12 protein-coding genes are annotated in these 17498 nt (G+C 72.5%); 9 read left to right on the top strand and 3 right to left on the bottom strand.

Going from position 1 to position 17498, the window contains the following annotated elements; all coding sequences use genetic code 11:
• The first annotated feature begins 107 nt into the window (after positions 1–107).
• On the top strand, positions 108–1043 hold the full coding sequence (locus tag G011_RS0117760; protein ID WP_019609667.1) for a carbohydrate kinase family protein: 936 nt from the start codon (positions 108–110) through the stop codon (positions 1041–1043).
• 332 nt (positions 1044–1375) lie between these two features.
• On the opposite strand, the gene G011_RS0117755 is transcribed toward G011_RS0117760, so the two are convergent.
• Positions 1376–3547, bottom strand: a complete 2172-nt coding sequence (locus G011_RS0117755; protein WP_019609666.1) for a RecQ family ATP-dependent DNA helicase — start codon at positions 3545–3547, stop codon at positions 1376–1378.
• A 399-nt stretch (positions 3548–3946) separates the two neighbouring features.
• Here G011_RS0117755 and G011_RS0117750 point away from each other — a divergent pair, with 399 nt between their 5' ends.
• The 5 genes from G011_RS0117750 (at position 3947) to G011_RS0117730 (ending at position 11970) form a co-directional block, all read left to right on the top strand.
• A complete protein-coding gene (locus G011_RS0117750; RefSeq protein WP_019609665.1) occupies positions 3947–6751 on the top strand; it encodes a glycosyl hydrolase in 2805 nt (934 codons plus the stop codon).
• Between the two features lie 286 nt (positions 6752–7037).
• Positions 7038–9524, top strand: coding sequence for a DNA topoisomerase (ATP-hydrolyzing) subunit A (locus G011_RS0117745; RefSeq protein ID WP_019609664.1), 2487 nt, complete (start codon positions 7038–7040; stop codon positions 9522–9524).
• Between the two features lie 84 nt (positions 9525–9608).
• A complete protein-coding gene (locus G011_RS0117740; RefSeq protein WP_019609663.1) occupies positions 9609–10136 on the top strand; it encodes a carbonic anhydrase in 528 nt (175 codons plus the stop codon).
• A 202-nt stretch (positions 10137–10338) separates the two neighbouring features.
• Positions 10339–10665, top strand: coding sequence for a M48 family metallopeptidase (locus tag G011_RS0117735; protein ID WP_013154318.1), 327 nt, complete (start codon positions 10339–10341; stop codon positions 10663–10665).
• Positions 10666–10827: 162 nt separating this feature from the next.
• Positions 10828–11970, top strand: coding sequence for a PLP-dependent cysteine synthase family protein (locus G011_RS0117730; RefSeq protein ID WP_026338411.1), 1143 nt, complete (start codon positions 10828–10830; stop codon positions 11968–11970).
• Between the two features lie 8 nt (positions 11971–11978).
• On the opposite strand, the gene G011_RS0117725 is transcribed toward G011_RS0117730, so the two are convergent.
• Positions 11979–14084 carry a type IIA DNA topoisomerase subunit B gene (locus G011_RS0117725; protein ID WP_019609661.1) on the bottom strand — a complete coding sequence of 702 codons (2106 nt, stop codon included), beginning with the start codon at positions 14082–14084 and terminating at the stop codon, positions 11979–11981.
• Positions 14085–14439: 355 nt separating this feature from the next.
• Between G011_RS0117725 and G011_RS0117720 the strand changes: the two genes are divergently transcribed.
• Entirely contained in the window at positions 14440–14658 is a 219-nt protein-coding gene (locus G011_RS0117720; protein WP_013154321.1) for a hypothetical protein, read from the top strand.
• 46 nt (positions 14659–14704) lie between these two features.
• Here G011_RS0117720 and G011_RS0117715 read toward each other — a convergent pair whose 3' ends face one another.
• The gene (locus G011_RS0117715; RefSeq protein ID WP_026338410.1) at positions 14705–15382 is read right to left on the bottom strand and encodes a GNAT family N-acetyltransferase; all 678 of its coding nucleotides are present in this window, start codon (positions 15380–15382) and stop codon (positions 14705–14707) included.
• Between the two features lie 157 nt (positions 15383–15539).
• On the opposite strand from G011_RS0117715, the gene G011_RS0117710 reads away from it, so the two are divergent.
• Both G011_RS0117710 and yaaA read left to right on the top strand, forming a co-directional pair.
• Positions 15540–16268 (top strand): hypothetical protein, encoded by a 729-nt coding sequence (locus G011_RS0117710; protein WP_026338409.1) that lies wholly within the window; start codon positions 15540–15542, stop codon positions 16266–16268.
• A gap of 45 nt (positions 16269–16313) precedes the next feature.
• Entirely contained in the window at positions 16314–17054 is a 741-nt protein-coding gene (gene yaaA, locus G011_RS0117705; RefSeq protein ID WP_019609658.1) for a peroxide stress protein YaaA, read from the top strand.
• Positions 17055–17498 lie beyond the last annotated feature (444 nt).

The raw sequence follows: 17498 nt of genomic DNA, 5'->3' as shown, positions 1-17498 counted from the left end.
TGGCCGGGGTGCTGTCACTTCGTTACACGCCGCTGACGGTTGACCTGTTAACGTCGTGCGAGCACGGATTCTGATAACCCTCGGTGGTGGCTGGCGAAATGACACGAGTGGTCGTGATCGGTGACCTGATGACCGACGCCGTCGCGCGCGCGTTCCACCCGTTGGCCCGCGGCAGCGACACTCCGGCGTCCGTGATCATGTACGGCGGCGGGTCGGGGGCGAACATCGCCTCGTGGCTGGCCGTGGAGGGCACCGACACCACGTTCGTCGGCCGCCGCGGCTCCGACATCACCGGGCGCACCCGTGAGATGGAACTCATGGGCTACGGCCTGGACTCGCGGATGGTGATGGACCCGGAGCGGCCCACCGGCACCTGCGTGGTGATGATCACGCACCGGGGCGACCGGACGATGCTGAGCGACCCGGGCGCCAACGCCCGCCTGCAGCCCGAGGACCTGCCCCGCGACGTGTTCGGCCCGGACGGGCACCTGCACGTGTCGGGCTACACCCTCATCAACGACGACTCCCGGCGCGCCGCCCGGGTGGCGCTGCGGATGGCCCGCGACAGCGGGATGTCGATCTCGGTGGACGGCGGTTCGCACGCGCCGCTGGAGCGCGCGGGCGCGGAGAACTTCCTGGACTGGACGCAGGGCGCGCGCCTGCTGTTCGCCAACGTCGACCAGGCCCGGGTGCTGACCGGCAGGGACGAGCCCGAGGCCGCCGCCAAGGTGCTGACCGCGTGGTACCCCAACGTGGTGCTCAAGCTCGGCGAGCAGGGCGGCCTGTGGGCGTCCAAGACCCGCGACGACTGCGTGACCGCGCCGGCCGAGCCGGTGGACCCGTCCCCGGGTTCGGTGGGCGCCGGTGACGCCTTCATCGCCGGTTTCCTGCCCGCGTGGTTGCTCGGCCGCCACCCCAAGGAGGCGCTGGGCCGGGCACACCGCCTGGCGGCGCGCGCCCTGCACCAGCCGGGCGCCCGCCCGGACCTGGGCGAGGGCCAGCCGGTGCGCCGCGGCGCACCGCGCGGCCAGCGCATCCGCTGAGCCCAACGGCCCGGCGAACCAAAGAGCCGAGCCCCGGCAACCCGCCCACGCGGCCAGCGCACCCGCTGAGCCCAGCGGCCCGACTCCGAAGGGCCAACGGTAACCCGCTCACGCGGTCAACACATCCGCCGAGCCCCTGCCGCCCTGGCCCCGGCGGCAGGGCCCGAAGGCCCGAGCCCGGACGCCCGCCCGCGCGGACCGGGCCTCCCTCCGCCAGGTTCGGTGCCCCTGAAAGTCCTACGGCACGGAGCCCGGTGCGGGCGGTGGACGCGCCCGCCCGCGGCGGGACGGCGCCCGCGGGGCTCCCGCCGGAGCTCCCGCTCGTCCGCCGCTCACCCCCCTGCGGTGGCCAGGGTGAGCGGCAGCACCTGGGGCGCCCCGGCTCTGCGGAGCAGGGCGGCGCCCACGGTGAGGCTCCAGCCGGTGTCGGTGACGTCGTCGACCAGCAGCACCGGCCCGGGGGTGTGCTCCTGTAGCCGCGCCATCCGCTCGGTGAGCTCCTCCCCCGCCACCAGGGCGGCGTGGACCTGTTCCAGGCGCATGGCGCTGTTGTGCCTGCGCGGCCCGGTGCCCCGCTCGGTGCGGTACCCCAGCGTCCCCACGTACGTCAGCCGCCCGAGCCGGGACAGCCGCTCGGCCAGGTCGGTGATCATCCCGGGTCGGGTGAGCGAGGGCATCGCCACCACACCGACGGGGCGCTGGTCCCAGTTCCAGTCGGCCAGGACACGCACCACGCCCTGGAGCACGCGCTCGTCCACGGGCGCGTCGGGGGCGTCGGCGGCCAGGACGCGGCGCAGCTCGTTGCCCCAGCCGATGTCGGTGAGGCGGCCCAGGGCGCGGCCCTCCCCCGCCCGCAGCTCCTCGGCGATCCTGCCGGACAGGTCCACGCCCAGGGCGGACATCCCGGTCGGCCACTGGCGCCGGGGCGCGATGGGCGTGCCGGGCCGGTCCAGGTGCTCGGCCGCGGCCTCGCGCCGGGTGGAGTCCACGTCCGCGGGCCAGTACTCGCCCGTGCACACGTCGCAGCGCCCGCAGGGCGCGGCCTCGGGGTCGTCCAGCTGGCGGCGCAGGAACTCCATCCGGCAGGTGTCCAGGTCGAGGTAGTCGAGCATGGCGCGCTGCTCGCGCTCGCGCGCCCGGCTGACGGCCGCGTACCGCTCGGCGTCGTAGGTCCACGGCCGGCCGGTGGCCTCCCAGCCGCCCCGCACCCGGCGCACGGCCCCGTCCACGTCCAGCACCTTGAGCATCTGCTCCAGGCGGGTGCGGCGCAGGTCCACCCGGGTCTCCAGGTGCGCGACGGACAGCGGTCCGCCCGCCTCGGCGAGCGCGTCCAGGGTCTGGCGCACGGTCTGCTCGGGCGGGAAGGACAGTCCGGCGAAGTACTCCCAGATGCGGGTGTCCTCGCGGCCGGGCAGCAGGACCGCCTCGGCCCGCTGTACACCGCGCCCGGCGCGGCCCACCTGCTGGTAGTAGGAGATCGGGGACTGGGGGGCGCCCAAATGGACGACGAAGCCCAGGTCGGGCTTGTCGAAGCCCATGCCCAGCGCGCTGGTGGCGACCAGCGCCTTGACCCGGTTGGCGAGCAGGTCGTCCTCGGCCTCGCGGCGCTCGTCGGGGTCGGTCTGGCCGGTGTAGGCGCGCACCTCCATGCCCTGCTGGGCGAGGAAGCGGGCGGTCTCCTGGGCGGCGCTGACGGTGAGCGCGTAGACGATGCCCGAGCCCTGGATCTTGGGCAGGTGCTCGGCCAGCCAGCTGAGCCGGGCGGTGGGGTCGGGCAGCCGGACGACGGCCAGGCGCAGGCTCTCGCGTTCCAGGGAACCGCGCAGGACCAGGGTGTCCGCGCGCTCGCCGCCCGCCTGGAGCTGCTCGGCCACGTCGCGGGTGACGCGTTCGTTGGCGGTGGCGGTGGTGGCCAGCACCGGAACCCCCTCGGGAAGGTCGTGCAGCAGGGAGCGGATACGCCGGTAGTCGGGACGGAAGTCGTGCCCCCAGTCGGAGACGCAGTGGGCCTCGTCGATGACGACCAGGCCTGCGCCCGCGGCCAGCTCGGGCAGGACCCGGTCGCGGAACTCGGGGTTGTTGAGGCGTTCGGGGCTGACCAGCAGGACGTCGACCCGGCCCGCGGCCACGTCGGCGTAGGCGTTCTCCCAGTCGGTGGTGTTGGAGCTGTTGATGGTGCGCGCGTGGATGCCCGCGCGCTCGGCCGCGGCGATCTGGTTGCGCATCAGCGCCAGCAGCGGGGAGACGATGACGGTGGGGCCCGCCCCCTCGGCGCGCCGCAGGGCGGTGGCCACGAAGTACACCGCCGACTTTCCCCATCCGGTGCGCTGGACGACGAGGGCTCTGCGGTGCTCGGCGGCCAGGGCGTGGATGGCGGTCCACTGGTCCTCGCGCAGCCGGGCGGAGTCCCCGGCCAGGGCGCGCAGGTGCGCCTCGGCGCGCTCGCGCAGCGCGCCGTCGGACGCGGTGGTGGGAACGGTGCTGTCAGGGGTGGGTGTGGCCATACGTCCCTTGGTACCAGAGCCGGGGGACGGTCGAGCGGTTGTCCACAGGCCCGGTTCCGCGTGACGGGGAACCGGCCCGCGTCCCCGTCCCGCTTCGCCCGGGAGCGGCCCGCCCCGGAGCGTGCGCGGCCGACCTGGGACGGGGTTCCCCTGTGATCCTCATGAACACCGCCGGTAACAGAAAGGATACTTTCCACTTTCCTGGCATTGCGCTCCTACAACCGGGACTGAACACTCATTTACCAAGGCTCACGCCTGGGAGCGCTCCCGCCCATAGAGGGCGGACGCTCTACCGCGGAAGCGAGTGAAAGGCGCAGTATGCGGCACCCATGGAGTCGACCGTCCCCCCACCATCCCCCCAACGGACCGACGACAGCACGGCGCGCGCGGTCCCCGCGCATGGGCGTCCTGGCCGCCGCCACGGCCCTGGTCTGCGCCGCGGGCGTGGCCTCCGCCCCTCCGGCGGCCGTGGCCGCCGAGGTCCCCGTCGGCTCGGGCGGCTACAGCGACACCCTCCCCGCCGGAGCCCCCGGGCCCTCCGACCTGAACGGCGCCCCGGTCGACCCCAAGGTGACCGAGGACTTCGAGGGGCACGCCCCCACCAACGAGTGGTGGTCGTCGCTGATCTTCCAGCGCTACCCCGACAGCCCCCACGGTGAGAACCTCTTCGCCCACCCCGCCAGCTTCCACCCCCACGAGGGCGGGCTGGAGATGGGCTACCCGCGGGACCCCCAGCTCGTCGCCGACGGCCTCAAGTACGAGCACCCCCACACCGCGGACCTGTCCCTGGGGGTCCAGGGCCTGTCCTCCCCCGACACCCGGGTCGCCGACCACGGCGACTGGACCGTCACCGCGCACTGGGAGGGCTCCGGCCGGACCCTGCGCGTGACCATCGGCCAGGGCCTGCCCTTCGCCTACGCCGACACCGCGGGGGGCGACGCCCAGGTGACCTTCTCCGGCACCCCCGAGGTCTGGCACCAGGAGGGCTCCGTGGTCGGCGCCAGCGTGGGCGGCCGCCACTACGCGCTGTTCTCCCCCTCCGACGCCCCCTGGACGCGCTCGGGCGACACCTTCACCGCCCCGACCGGCGCCGAGGGCCACTACTCCGTGGCGGTCCTGCCCTCACCCGAGGACCTGGACACCTTCGCCCCCTACGCCCACTCCTTCGTCACCGGCTCCCGCGTGGAGTACGACTACGACGAGGCCGCCGCCACCCTGACCAGCACCTACCGGGTGGAGACCGAGCCGCGCGAGGGGAGTGAGGAGGGCACGCTCATGGCCCTCTACCCGCACCACTGGCAGGAGGCCTCCACCCCCGTCACCGACCTGTCCTACTCCTCCCCCCGGGGCGAGATGCGCGTGGCGCAGGGCGCGAGCTTCACCACCGAGCTGGCCACACAGGGCATCCTGCCCAGCCTGCCGACCGTGGACAGCGCCGACCACGACCGCATGCGCCAGCTCATCGACGAGGTCCTGGCCGAGCAGGAGCACTTCCCCGAGCCCGGCGACACCTACTGGGACGGCAAGGCGCTGGGCAGGCTGGCCCAGCTGGTGCCCATCGCCGACTCCATCGGCCACACCGAGGGCCGCGACGCGCTGCTGGACCTGGTCCGGGGCCGCCTGGAGGACTGGTTCACGGCCGGGGGGACCCGCCAGTTCGCCTACGAGGCCGACTGGGGCACCATGCTCGGCTACCCGGACAGCTTCGGCTCCGCCACCGAGGTCAACGACCACGACTTCCACTACGGCTACTTCGTCTCCGCGGCGGCCGTCGTGGCCCGCTACGACAGCGCCTGGGCCGCCGAGGACGCCTGGGGCGGCATGGTCCGCCTGCTGATCCGCGACGTGGCCGAGACCGACCCGAACAGCGACATGTTCCCGCGCCTGCGGTCCTTCTCGCCCTACGCGGGGCACGGATGGGCCTCCGGGCACGCGGGGTTCGCCGCCGGGAACAACCAGGAGTCCTCCTCCGAGGGCATGCACTTCGCCGCCGCCACCGCACTGTTCGGCGCCCTGACCGGGGACGAGGAGCTGCGCGACCTGGGCGTGTACCTGCACACCACGCAGGCCTCCGCCATCACCCGCTACTGGCAGAACCACGGCGGCGACACCTTCCCCGAGGGCTTCGAGCACGACGTCGTCGGCATGGTGTGGGGCGACGGCGGCGACTACCGCATCTGGTGGGACGGCGGCGACGAGGAGCACTACGGCATCAACTACCTGCCCATCACGGCGAGTTCGCTGTACCTGGGGCACGACCCCGAGCACGCCGGGGCGATGTACGAGTCGCTGGTGGACCGCCTGGGCCGCGAGCCGCAGATCTGGCGCGACATCCATTGGGAGCACCGCGCCCTCTCCGACGGCGACGACGCCCTGCGCATGTTCGAGGAGCAGTGGAGCACCTACGAACCGGAGGCGGGCGAGTCCAAGCCGCACACCTACCAGTGGGTCTCGACGCTGGCCGAGGTCGGCACCGTGGACATCTCCGTGACCGCCGACACCGCGCACTACGCCGTCTTCACCGACGGCGGGGAGCGCACGCACGTCGCCTTCAACCCCTCCGGCTCCCCGTTGACGGTCACCTTCTCCGACGGCGTCGAACTGGAGGTGGAGCCCCGCTCGCTGGCCTCCACCACGGGCGAGGGCGGCGGCGGTGACCCCGGCGACCCGGGCGATCCGGGCGATCCGGGCGACCCCGGAGACCCGGGTGAGGGCAACGTCGGCGACGGCGGCCTGCACCTGACCCCCTCCGCGCTCTCCAGCGCCCCGCACGGCTCCGTCGGCGAGATCACCGTGGCCTCCGCGGGGGGACGCAACCAGGACGGCCTGCCGCCGGGCGACCGCGTGGTGCTGCGCGCCGACGACCTGACCGGCACCCACACCGGCGGCGCCACCGCGTTCTCGCTGCCCGTGGACTCGGGTGGCGCGGTCGGCAACGCGGTCCAGGTCCGCGTGGTCTACGACCTGGACGGCGACGGCACCGACGACCGCACGGAGACCTACCGCTACTTCGCCACCAACGACCTGAACGGCTGGGAGGAGTACACCCAGGGCCAGGGCGCGGCGAGCGCCGACGGGTCCCTCGGCGACCTGGAGGGCGGCTCCGTCCGCGTCGAGCTGTGGAGCGCCCTGGGCAACGCCTCCTCGCGGGTCCTGGTCGGCCCCGACGGCGGCGCCTCGGTCACGATCCCCTTCACCGACTGACGCCCGGCCCCCGGCGCCCGCGGGGCGCCGGGGGCGCCCTCCGCCCCGCCGAGGGACGCGCCAACCGAAACGGACCGCGCCCGAGGCTCCGTTTCGGGCGTTCCGGGCACGATCGGAGCGTTGTGTGGCCGTCCGGCACCCAAGCACAGAAACATCGCGGACCCGCCCACCCCCACACAACCCGCACGTCGCAGCGGCACACACGACGCCGCGTCACGAGGCTCACACCCGTCCGGTGACGCGTCCTTGTACGTTTCAGTCTCTGGCACAGGCCAGAATTACGGACATGGCCCGTACTACTTCCCGTCCCCCCGAGGATCTCGCCGAGAAGATCATCGACATCGACGTCTCCGAGGAGATGCGCGGCAGCTTCCTGGAGTACGCCTACTCGGTCATCTACCAACGCGCGCTACCGGACGCGCGCGACGGTATGAAACCGGTGCAGCGGCGCATCCTCTACCAGATGAACGAGATGGGGCTGCGGCACGACCGCGGCCACGTCAAGTGCGCCCGCGTCGTCGGGGACGTGATGGGCCGCCTCCACCCCCACGGCGACACCGCCATCTACGACGCGCTCGTGCGCCTGAGCCAGCCCTTCGCCATGCGTGTGCCCCTGGTGGACGGCCACGGCAACTTCGGCTCCCTGGGCGGCGACGACGCGCCGGCCGCCATGCGCTACACCGAGGCGCGCCTGGACCGCGCCGCCGAGCAGCTGGTCGCCTCCATCGACGAGAACGTCGTCGACTTCCGGCCCAACTACGACGGCCAGGAGACCGAGCCCGAGGTCCTGCCCGCCGCCTTCCCGAACCTGCTGGTCAACGGCGCCTCCGGCATCGCGGTGGGCATGGCCACCAACATGGCCCCGCACAACCTGGGCGAGGTCGTCGCGGCCGCCCGCCACCTGATCGCCCACCCCGAGGCCACCCTGGAGGAGCTCACCGAGTTCGTCCCGGGCCCGGACCTGCCCACCGGCGGCACCATCGTCGGCCTGGACGGCATCCGCGACGCCTACCGCAGCGGCCGGGGCACGTTCAAGACCCGCGCCACCGTCTCCATCGAGAAGGTGTCCGCGCGCCGCACCGGCCTGGTGGTCACCGAGCTGCCCTACAGCGTGGGCCCGGAGAAGGTCATCAGCCGGATCAAGGAGCTGGTGCAGTCCAAGAAGCTCCAGGGCATCTCGGACCTGAAGGACCTGACCGACCGCACGCAGGGCCTGCGCCTGGTCATCGAGCTCAAGAACGGCTTCAACCCCGAGGCGGTCCTGGAGGAGCTGTACCGGCTCACGCCGATGGAGGAGTCCTTCGGCATCAACAACGTGGCCCTCGTGGACGGCCAGCCCCAGACGCTGGGGCTGCGCGAACTCCTCGAGGTCTACGTCAACCACCGCCTCGACGTGGTGCGCCGCCGCAGCGAGTTCCGCCGCGCCAAGCGCCAGGAGCGCCTGCACCTGGTGGACGGCCTGCTCGTGGCCCTGCTGGACATCGACCGGGTCATCTCCCTCATCCGCGAGGCCGAGGACACCGCCGCCGCCCGCGAGTCGCTCATGGGCGCCTACGACCTGTCGGAGATCCAGGCCCGCTACATCCTGGAGACCCCGCTGCGGCGCCTGACCCGCTTCGACCGGATGGAGCTGGAGACCGAGCGGGACAAGCTCAACAAGGAGGTCGACGCCCTCACCGCGGTCCTGGAGTCGGACAAGAAGCTGCGCCGCCTGGTCTCCAAGGAGATGGGCGACGTCGCCAAGGAGTTCGCCACCCCGCGTCGCACGCAGCTGCGCGAGAGCGACGGCGTGGCCCGCAGCGCGGTGATCCCGCTGGAGATGGCCGACCAGCCCTGCCACGTGCTGATGGGCGTGGACGGCGCGATCGGCCGCAGCAAGGGACCCGCGGTGCCGCGCGTGTACGAGGGCCTGCGCACCCGGCACGACGCGGTCCACGTGTCCGTCCCCACCACCTCGCGCTCGGCCGTGGGCCTGGTCACCGACCTGGGCCGGATGATCCGCGTGCCGGTGGTGGAGCTGCCGGAGCTGCCCGACGAGGGCGGGGACAGCCCGCCGCTGGCCTCGGGGCTGGACGTGTCCGAGTTCGTCCAGCTCGACGGGGACGAACGGGTGGTGTCGGTGGTGTCCATGGACGCCTCGGGTCCCGGCTTCGCCCTGGGCACGCGCGGCGGCGTGGTCAAGCGGGTCTCCCCCGACTACCCGCCCAACAAGGACGACTTCGAGGTCGTGGCGCTCAAGGACGACGACCGCGTCGTGGGCGTCACCCAGCTGTCCACGGGCGAGGAGGACCTGGCCTTCATCACCTCCGAGGCCCAGCTGCTGCGCTTCTCCGCGAGCGCCGTGCGGCCCCAGGGGCGACCCGCGGGCGGCGTGGCGGGCGTGCGCCTGTCGGAGGGAGCGCGGGTGCTGTGGTTCGGCGCCGTGCCCAGTCCGCAGGACTCGGTGGTGGTCACCGTCTCCGGCTCCTCCGGCGCCCTGGAGGGCACCCAGGCCGGTTCGGCCAAGGTCACGCCCTTCGAGGCCTACCCGGTCAAGGGCCGCGCCACCGGCGGCGTGCGCTGCCACCGCTACCTCAAGGGCGAGGACACCCTGCTGTTCGGATGGATCGGCCGCTCCCCCGCCCGCGCCGCGCGCGCGGACGGCAAGCCGGTCCGCCTGCCCGACCCGATCGACCGTCGGGACGGGTCCGGTGACGCGCTGCCCCGCGCGATCGTTACTGTAGGTAGCGGACAGACCGACTCCGGGATCACCGTTCCCGGAGCGAAAGCCTGACTCGTCTCGGAGAGCGCCGCGCGCACCGGATCCGTCCGGTGCGCGCGGCGCGTCCGCGACCACGGGACAAGGGAGCGCCTCCACGTGAGCGACAACAGCGGCACCACTTCCTCCAGTGCCTTCGACGATTTCCTACCGGCCAACGAGGCCTACGCCGAGTCCTTCTCCCTCTCCGGGCTCGAACCCGTCGCCGCGCGCGGTCTGGGCCTGGTGACCTGCATGGACTCCAGGATCGAGCCTTTGGACATGCTCGGCCTCAAGCCCGGTGACGCCAAGATCCTGCGCAACGCCGGCGCGCGCGTGACCGACGACACCCTGCGCACCCTGGTGCTGGCGGTGTACCTGCTCGGTGTGGACCGGGTGCTGATCATGCCGCACACCCGCTGCAAGATGGCCTCCGTGGAGGGCGACGACGCCGTTCACGACCTCATCGAAAAGCAGTACGGAGTGGACACGCGCAGCCTGGAGTTCCACACCGACAACGACCAGCTGGGCGCGCTACGGCACGACCTGGAGCGCATCCGCCACCACCCGCTGCTGCCCGAGGGCCTGCCGGTCGCGGGCGCGCTGTACGACGTGGACACCGGCCGGATCACCATGACGGACCTGTGACCGCTCCCGAGCGGAGGCGGTGACCGCGCTCGGCCACGTGTGCGCCGCACGTGCGCGGGGATCTCTTCAGTGGGGACGAAGGCACGGGAGGGCCCGGTGGGCTCCTGCCCACGCCTTCGCCCCCGCACGCCCCACCAGGGAATGCGACCGGTACGCCGGCCGTTGTGATCCGGGACGGCCCCGCGCCGTCGGAAGGAGCACCGTGGAAGAGAACACCTACGACACCTTCAACCGCGCCCGCATGTTCATGGAACTGGGCGACCCCATCTACGCCGCCCGCACCCTCGAACCGATCGTCGACGACGAACCCGACAGCCGCTCCCTGCTGGAGCTGCTGGGCCGCGCCTACTTCCACTCCGCACAGCTCAACAAGGCCGAGCGGACCTTCCGCAGGATCATCGAGCTGGACCCGGTAGACAACTGGGCGCACATCGCCCTGGCGCGCACGCTGGAGCGCCAGAGCCGCCACGAGGAGGCGGCCACCTACCGGCGCATGCACGCGGTGATGTCCGGGGGCTCCCTGGACTGATCGGCCCCCGGTCCACCGCACCCGCGTGCGCACCGGGGCCGGGAGACCCCTCCCCCCGGACCGCCCCCACGGCCGGGTCGGCCGCGGTTCCCCGCCCGAGCAGGAGCGAGGCCGGGCCCCTCGGGGCCCGGCCCCTCCCGTGTGCGGGCTACGCTGCTGGGCATGGCATCCTCACCGACAGGTCCGCGGCCGGGCGACGACACCCCGTGGGTGGACCGCTGCGACGACGGCGCCCGCTCCTGGGCGGACGAGGCGGTACGCAGGGTCGTCGCCGACGCCAACCGCTCGGCCGACACCCACCTGCACGTGTTCCCGCTCCCCCCGGAGTGGGGCATCGACCTGTACCTCAAGGACGAGTCCGTGCACCCCACGGGCAGCCTCAAGCACCGGCTGGCGCGCTCGCTGTTCCTGTACGGGCTGGCCAACGGGTGGATCCGGGAGGGCACCACCATCGTGGAGGCCAGTTCGGGCTCCACCGCGGTGTCGGAGGCCTACTTCGCCCAGCTGGTCGGCCTGGACTTCATCACGGTCATCCCGCGCAGGACCAGCCCGGAGAAGATCGCCCTGATCGAGCGCTACGGCGGCAGGTGCCACTTCGTGGACGCCCCGCCCGCGATGTACGCCGAGGCCGAGCGGCTGGCCGCCGAGACCGGCGGGCACTACATGGACCAGTTCACCTACGCCGAGCGGGCCACGGACTGGCGCGGCAACAACAACATCGCCGAGTCGATCTTCGAACAGCTGGCCATGGAGCGCCACCCGTGCCCGGAGTGGATCGTGGTGGGCGCGGGCACCGGCGGCACCTCCGCCACCATCGGCCGCTACCTGCGCTACCGGCGCCTGGGCACCCGGCTGGCGGTGGTGGACCCGGAGAACTCGGCGTTCTTCCCCGGCTGGGTCACCGGCGCGTCCGACTACGCCACCGGGATGCCCTCCCGGATCGAGGGGATCGGCCGCCCCCGCATGGAGCCGAGCTTCGTGCCGTCGGTGATCGACCTGATGATGCCGGTGCCCGACGCCGCGAGCATCGCCGCGATGCGCCACCTGCACGACCGCACCGGACTCTCCGCCGGAGGCTCCACGGGCACCAACCTGTGGGGGGTGTGGCACCTGGTGGCCAGGATGCTCCGGGAGGGGCGCAGGGGCAGCGTGGTCACCCTGATCTGCGACGGCGGCGAACGCTACCAGCACAGCTACTACAACGACGCCTGGGTGGCGGAGCGGGGCCTGGACCCGGCGCCCTACCGCGCGACCATCGACCGGTTCCTCGCGGAGGGGGCCTGGGAGCCTCCCCAGACCCCCTGAGAAACCGGTCAGGTGTCGATGCGGGTCACGTCCAGCTCCTGGGCGCCCTGCTGGATGAAGCGGCGGCGCGGGGCGACCTCGTTGCCCATCAGCAGGTTGAACACGGACGAGGCCTCCTCGGCCTGCTCCACCCGGATCCGGCGCAACGTGCGGTAACGCGGGTCCATGGTGGTCTCGGCCAGCTGGTCGGCGTCCATCTCACCCAGGCCCTTGTAGCGCTGCACCGGCTCCTTCCAGGAGATCTTGCGCTTCTCCAAGTCCAGCAGCGTGCGCGAGAGCTCGGCGTCGGAGTAGGTGTAGACGTAGCGGTCCTCGGGCTTGCTGCCGCGCTTGCGCCGGGTGTTGGTCAGCTCGATGCGGTGCAGCGGCGGCACGGCCGCGTACACCCGCCCGGCCTCCAGCATCGGCCGCATGTAGCGGTAGATGAGCGTGAGCAGCAGGCAGCGGATGTGCGCGCCGTCCACGTCGGCGTCGGCCATGAGGATGATCCGGCCGTAGCGGGCCGCGTCGATGTCGAAGGTGCGCCCGGAACCGGCGCCGACCACCTGGAGGATGGCCGCGCACTCGGCGTTCTTGAGCATGTCGGCGACCGAGGACTTCTGCACGTTGAGGATCTTGCCCCGGATCGGCAGCAGCGCCTGGAACTCCGAGTCGCGGGCCAGCTTGGCGGTGCCCAGCGCCGAGTCACCCTCGACGATGAACAGCTCGCTGTGCTCCAGGCCCTCGCTTCGGCAGTCCACCAGCTTGGCGGGCAGCGCCGAGTTCTCCAGGGCGGTCTTGCGCCGCTGGGTCTCGCGCTGCTGGCGCGCGGCCAGGCGGGCCTTGGCGGCGCCGACCACCTTCTCCAGGACGCTGCGCGCCCTGGCCTTCTCCACCTTCTTGGTGGAGGTCAGGAACTCGCGCAGCTCCTTGCCGACCACCTGGGAGACGATCCTGGTCGCCGCGGAGGTGCCGAGGATCTCCTTGGTCTGGCCCTCGAACTGGGGCTCGGGCAGGCGGACGGTGACGACCGCGGTGAGCCCCTCCTGGGTGTCGTCCTTGGTGACGGGGTCGTCGCTGTTCCTCAGCAGCTTGGTGGTGCGCAGCTGCTCGTTGATCACCCGCACCAGGGCCCGTTCGAAGCCGTTGATGTGGGTGCCGCCCTTGGGGGTGGCGATGACGTTGACGAAGGAGCGCACGGTGGTGTCGTAGCCCGTACCCCAGCGCAGGGCGACGTCCACGTCCAGGCGGCGCTCGACGTCGGCGGGCACCATGTGCCCCGCGTCGTCCAGGACCGGGACGGTCTCGGTGAAGTTGCCGCTGCCCTGGATGCGCAGCACGTCGCTGACCGGCTCGTCGGGGGCCAGGAAGGTGCAGAACTCGCCGATGCCGCCGTCGAAGCGGAACTCCTCCTCGTGGGCGGGCTCCCCCTCCACCCGCTCGTCGCGCACGGAGAGGGTCAGGCCCGGCACCAGGAACGCGGTCTGGCGGGCCCGGTCCAGCAGCGCCTCGCGGGCGATGTCGGCGTCCTTGAGGAAGATCTGCATGTCCGGCCAGAACCGGATGCGGGTGCCGGTGATCTTCTGGGCCACCTTGCGGACCTGCTCCAGGCCCGAGACCGGCGTGAACTCGGCGTCGGGGCCGGAACCGGCGAAGCGGCCGGGGATGCCCCGGCGGAAGCTGATCGCGTGGGTGCGGCCCTGGCGGTCGACCTCGACGTCCACGCGGGACGACAGGGCGTTGACCACCGAGGCGCCGACACCGTGCAGGCCGCCGGAGGCGGTGTAGGAGCCGGAGCCGAACTTGCCGCCCGCGTGGAGCTTGGTCATGACCAGTTCCACACCGGACAGGCCGGACTTGGGCTCGGCGTCCACGGGGATTCCGCGTCCGTCGTCGCTCACCGACACCGACCCGTCGGAGTGCAGTGTGACGTCGATCCGGGTGCAGAAGCCGCCCAGGGCCTCGTCCACGGAGTTGTCGATGATCTCCCACATGCAGTGGGTGAGGCCGCGGCTGTCGGTGGACCCGATGTACATGCCCGGCCGTTTGCGCACCGCCTCAAGACCTTCGAGGACCGACAGGTGTCGGGCGGAGTAATCCTCGGGGTCGTGGACGACTGCGGTCAAGGCGGTCACTCGGACATCTCCTGCGTCTTCAGGGCCATCAGGGCGCTGTGCGGTGCGTGCCCTTTGTACCGCGCCGCACTGACGAATAGGGGGGCGGCGTGCCGGTCGCTTGCTACCACCGGGACTCGGCGGGAGGACGGGGGCCTGCCCCGCGCGAGACTACCACCTCCGGTGGATGCGACCTGGATGCTCCCCATTTCCTGGGATGCCGAGCCATGAGGCGGGTACAACAAGGACATGAGACGACATCCAGGCATCAACCAGGCAGATTCCGCTGTCGGCGTACACGGGACCAGGTTGGGAACGTCCTGGTCGGGTTAAATGTTGTCAGAGGTGACTAACGCCGAGTATTGAGGATGGCGAAGTGACTGGAACCCTTGCCCCCACCCAGCCGCTGACGGCTGCTGACCGTTGCGACCGCTGTGGTGCGCAGGCTTACGTCCGGGTGCTGCTGAACTCCGGCGGCGAGCTGCTGTTCTGCGCCCACCACATGCGCAAGCACGACGACTCTCTCCGCAAGATCGCCTCGGACATCCAGGACGAGACCGACAAGCTCACCGAGAGCAAGACGGACGAGCGTTAGCCACAGAGCACAACAGAACAGGCCTGAACACCGGCGGCGGCTCCCCTCAGGAGCCGCCGCCTTCGTGCGCGCCCTCCAGTACACGGCTGTGGTACCGCGACACCTCGGCGAACCCCGCGCGCCCGTACAGCCGCAGCGCCGGGGCGTTGTCGGCGACCACACACAGGTAGGCCCGCCGCGCGCCGCGGTCGTACCCCCAGCGCAGCAGGTCGGCCAGCAGTCCGGCGGCCACGCCGCGTCCGCGCGCCGCGGGCTCGGTGAACATGGCGCAGAGCGCCACCGACTCCCCGTCCAGCACCGCCGCGCCCCGGCCCAGGCCCCGCTCGGCCACCCCGTAGGCGGCCTCGACCCGGCCGAGGATGCGCGCGGCTCCGGCGGCCGACCACCCGGGCCCGGGCGAGGCCGCCACCGAGGACGTGCCCGGGGCGTCGGGGCGCGCGCCGAGGTCGCGGGCCAGGACCAGTGAGGGCTCCACCACCGCGTAGCCGTGCTCCTCCAACCGCCGGTCGACCTCCTCCTCACCCGGCCACACCTGCACGCAGGGCCTCAGGCCGCGCCCGGTGTAGTAGGCGGTGACCTCGGCGACCCGCGCGTCCGGGTCCAGCACGAGCGCGCAGTTGGCCCGCTTGGTGATCCCCTCCGCGAAGCCGAACCGCCAGCCGCCGCGCTCCTCCACCTCGAACGGCGGCCAGTCCCGCGTCACCCGCCGAGCCCACTCGTGCACGCCCGCTCCCCTCTCCCGGAGCCGACGATGCTATCCGGCGGGCCCGCGGCGACCGCGGCCGCGTCCCCGACAGGGCTACCCGGGGGGTGCGGACCCCCGGTGGACCGTCGTGGCAGCGTTCCTGACACGGCGCCCTCCCGGTGACGAGGATGGCCGCATGCGTTCCACTCCCCGAAAAAGCCCTCTCGCGTCCGCGTCCCTGAGAACGGCCCTGCTCCGCGACCTGCCCGGACGGGCCGAGGCCCCCGTGCCCGGCCCCTTCCCCGGCCGCTGGCCGACCGCCGTCTCGCTGGCGGCGGCTCCGCCGCTGCTCCTGGCCGGGGAGCTTCTCAAGGCGCCGCACCACTTCTTCTTCCCGGACCAGATCGCGGCCTACGCCGACGATCCCCTCCAGATGGCGTGGGGGTACGGGCTCTGGTTCACCGGACAGCTGCTCCTGGTACCGGCCTTCGCCGGGCTGGGCGCCGCGATCGCCAGGACCCGGCCCGTGCTGGGTGCCGTCACGGGGATCGTGTGCCTGTTCGGGCTGATGGTGGGCGCCTTCTTCGAGGGCGCCAACTTCGTCGCCCTCCAGCTCACCGACGCCCGTTCCCCGGAACTGGCCACCGCGTTCGTCGAGTACCTCTACTCCCGGGTCCACCCCGTGTACGCGGTGGTGTGGGCCCCCAACCTGGGCTGGGTGCTCCTGGCCGCGGGACTGCTCGCGACCCGCTCCGTGGGCGCGGTCCGATTCCTGTGCGTCCTCTCGATGGCGCTGCACGCCAACGGCATCCTCAAGGGATTCGTCCCCGTGGGCGCCGTGATGGACGCCCTGTTGTGCGTCGCCTTCGTCACCCTCGCCGTCCAGGTCCTCCGGCACCGGGAACCGGCTCCGCACACGCCCTAGCATGGACGGGTAACCGACCACCGCCTCCACCCGGGAAGTTCCACCATGCTCCTCCTGCTGCCGCCGTCCGAGGGCAAGGCCTCCTCCGGTGAGGGCCCCCGCCTGGACCTCGGGACGCTGACCCTTCCGGAGCTGACCGGGGCCCGCGAGCGGGTCATGGCGGCGCTGGCGGACCTGTGCTCGGGGCCAGAGGAGACCGCGCTGGAGACCCTGGGAATCAGCGCCAGGCAGGCCGACGCTCTCAAGCGCAACCTGGATCTGACCACCGCGCCGACCCTGCGCGCGGCCGACCTGTACACGGGCGTGCTCTACGACCGGCTCGGCCTCCCCGACATCCCCGACGCCCGGGTCCTGATCTTCTCGGGGCTGTGGGGAGTGGTCGGGCCCGCCGACCGGCTGCCCCCGTACCGCCTGTCCATGGGCGTGAAGCTGCCGCCCCTGGGCGGTCTGGGCGCCTACTGGCGCCGCGAGTTGGCCGCGCCCCTGGACGAGTTCACAGGGGGACAGCTCCTGGTCGACTGCCGCTCGTCCGCCTACGCCGCCGCCTACGCTCCGGGGACCGGCGTGGCCGTCAGGGTGCTGCGCGAGCGCATGGTGGACGGGGTCGCCAGGCGTACGGTGGTCAGCCACATGGCCAAGGCCACCCGGGGCGACATCGCCCGCTCCCTGCTTCTGGAGGGCGTGGACGCCGCCACCCCCGAGGAGCTGGTGTCGGCCCTGCGCGACCTCGGGCACACCGTGGAGCTGCCCGAACGGCACGTCCTGAACGTCGTCGTCCGCGACTGAGGAACGGCACCGGGGAAAGGGGCGCGGGCCGCGCGGACGGGGCCGCGCCCGTGCGCCCGGAGGGGCCTGCGGACACACGGAGAACGGGGAGCGACCGCAGGCCACTCCCCGTCACATAACGACTCGATATCGCGACTTTATGCCGCACCTACAGTACGTGCGGCACCATGGACACCGTCGGATCGGATGACACAGCGCCTCGGACGACACGGTGCCCCGTATGACGCAGTGCCCGGGAGAACCAAGGACGCTCCCGAGCGCGACGGGCACCTCGGAGCACCAACGGGGGCTGCTCCGGCACACGCGGACGTCGCCACAGCCGCGCGGACCTGGGGGTGCCGGTCCCGGGTCGGCACTCCCCGCCTTCGGGCGGGGGCGCGGATCCGGGACCGGTCCGGTTCTCTTCAGCCGCTGGTCAGCGCTCTACCGCCGCCGACCGGCCGA

Origin of the sequence: Nocardiopsis sp. CNS-639 (assembly GCF_000381685.1) — a bacterium.
GTDB classification, from domain to species: Bacteria; Actinomycetota; Actinomycetes; order Streptosporangiales; family Streptosporangiaceae; genus Nocardiopsis; species Nocardiopsis dassonvillei.
This window is presented reverse-complemented; position numbering and strand designations above follow the sequence as displayed.

Bases quoted from the DNA above. Each gene is read 5' to 3' on its own strand.
- yaaA (WP_019609658.1), top strand. From the start codon at position 16,314: ATGCTCCTCCTGCTGCCGCCGTCCGAGGGCAAGGCCTCCTCCGGTGAG.
- G011_RS0117730 (WP_026338411.1), top strand. From the start codon at position 10,828: ATGGCATCCTCACCGACAGGTCCGCGGCCGGGCGACGACACCCCGTGG.
- G011_RS0117755 (WP_019609666.1), bottom strand. From the start codon at position 3,547: ATGGCCACACCCACCCCTGACAGCACCGTTCCCACCACCGCGTCCGAC.
- G011_RS0117745 (WP_019609664.1), top strand. From the start codon at position 7,038: ATGGCCCGTACTACTTCCCGTCCCCCCGAGGATCTCGCCGAGAAGATC.
- G011_RS0117710 (WP_026338409.1), top strand. From the start codon at position 15,540: ATGCGTTCCACTCCCCGAAAAAGCCCTCTCGCGTCCGCGTCCCTGAGA.
- G011_RS0117750 (WP_019609665.1), top strand. From the start codon at position 3,947: ATGGGCGTCCTGGCCGCCGCCACGGCCCTGGTCTGCGCCGCGGGCGTG.